Source organism: Ideonella azotifigens (genome assembly GCF_006519715.1).
GTDB lineage: Bacteria > Pseudomonadota > Gammaproteobacteria > Burkholderiales > Burkholderiaceae_C > Ideonella > Ideonella azotifigens.
Genome location: NZ_VIDT01000855.1, coordinates 1 through 2,009 on the forward strand (window position 1 = coordinate 1; position 2,009 = coordinate 2,009).

The 2,009-nt window shown below is 68.5% G+C and carries 1 protein-coding gene; it reads left to right on the plus strand.

What is annotated here, in order from left to right; genetic code table 11:
- Nucleotides 1-258: 258 nt before the first annotated feature.
- The gene (locus tag FKP22_RS28480; protein WP_170201154.1) at nucleotides 259-1,911 is read left to right on the plus strand and encodes an FG-GAP-like repeat-containing protein; all 1,653 of its coding nucleotides are present in this window, start codon (nucleotides 259-261) and stop codon (nucleotides 1,909-1,911) included.
- Nucleotides 1,912-2,009 lie beyond the last annotated feature (98 nt).

Sequence of the window (2,009 nt, forward strand, 5' to 3'; positions counted from 1 at the left end):
CTATGCGGCGGCTGAGGACACGCCCGCGCCGCCGCGCGCACCCCGCCTGCTCACGCTGCTCTGAGCCCCGGCGCGGGCCTACCCCCCGCAGTCATGGTTTGGTCATCAATTGGGCAGGACTTGGCCGGCACCCCCGCCTATCTTCGTGCCCAGGGCTGCAGATCACCCCACTGCCGCACTACCGCCACCTGGCGGGGCCCGAGCCACCCGCCCGGGCATCCCCCGCATCCCAGAAGCTTGTCCGCTAGGAGTTTGCCCGTGCCCGCCGTTGTTGCCTGTTTCCGCCTTCTGCCCTCCGCCCAGTTGCTGGCCGCCGCGCTGGCCGTCCTCGCCCTGGGCGACTCGGCCCATGCCCAGTCCGCCGCCGCCCTGAACGGCAAGAACGGCGCGGTCACGCTGGGCGACCAGCCCACCGTGCTGCCGATGAAGATCGTGCGCCAGGGCGACACCACGAACACCGTCAGCGTGCATTACCAGACGGTGGACGGCTCGGCCAAGGCCGGCAAGGACTACTGGCCCACCAGCGGCATTGCCACCATTCCTGCCGGCGCCACCAGCGTCACTGTGCCGGTGCAGGTGCTGGGCAAGGACGCCAAGCACCGCAAGCTGGGCAAGTTCACGCTGCAGTTGGACCAGGCCGTCGAAGCCGTAGGCAGCCTGGACACGCTGGCGCTGGTCACCACCGAGCCCTCTGCCACCATCGGCCAGTACATCTACGGCATGGCCAGCGCCGACCTGGACGGCGACGGCAAGCCCGACCTGGTGCTGGCCAATTACACCGCGGGCACCCTGGACGTGATGCTCAACAACACCACCGCCGGCGCCACCACTGCGCCGGTGCTGGCCGCCCCCGTGGCGCTGGGCATGGTCTCCGCACCGAACAAGCCCGTGGCCTGCGACCTCAACGGCGACGGCCTGCCGGACCTGGTGGCCGCCGTTGCCGGGACCAACCAGTTCACGGTACAGATGAACACTTCGCAGCCCGGCGCGCTGAGCTTCGTGCGCACCGACGTGGTCTCTCTGCCCTGGGGCTACATGAACCAGATGGCCTGTGCCGACTTCGATGGCGACGGCAAGATCGACATCGTCGGCGCCGGCTTCGGTTCCCGCTCAAAAGCCAACAGCAACCGCGCCATCGTCTTCCGCAACCTGACCAAGCGCGGCGAGACCACCGTGGCGCTGGACGCCCCCATCGGCTTCTCGGCCGACACCAACAGCCGCTTCTCGTCTCCGCAGACCGTGGTCACCGGCGACTTCAACGGCGACGGCAAACCCGACATCGCGCTGGGCAATCACTACGACGCCTCGCATGCCACCGTCGCCATCCTGCTCAACACCACGCCCGCCGGTTCCTCGAAGATCAGCTTCGCGCCGGCCTTCACCTTTGAAACCGGCGAGCCCGCCTCCGACATGGCCACGCTGGACATCGACGGCGACGGCAAGCTGGACATCGTCACCGTCAACAACAACGGCACCGCCGGCAGCACCTGGGCCTTGCTGGTCAACCGCACCCCGGTCGGCGCCACCACGCCGGTCTTCGCCGCCAACGTGCGCGAGATCGGCGGCGTGCCCTACGGCCTGACCACCGCCGACATGGACCTGGACGGCCGCACCGACGTGCTGGTCAGCTACCTGGGCACCGGCAACTCGACCGCAGGCTCGATCGGCGTGCTGCTGAACCGCAGCACCGCCAGCAGCGACAACCCCAGCTTCATCCAGGCCAACTTCGTGACCGGCACCGACGAGCCACACGCACTCGCCGCGGTCGACCTGAACCAGGACGGCCTGCCCGACGTGGTCACCGCCGACACCGTGAGCAACAGCAGCGCCAAGCTGCAGGTGGCCCTGCAGTCGCGCAGCACGCTGCCGGTCCAGATCTTGCAAAGTGGCACCGGCAAGCTGCAGCCCTGATCACCCTCACGTTCGACAGCCGGGTTTGCCAAAGAAGAGCCGCGCGACCATCGTGACGCACGACTACAAGCGCAACGGCACAACCAAGCCGTTCGCCG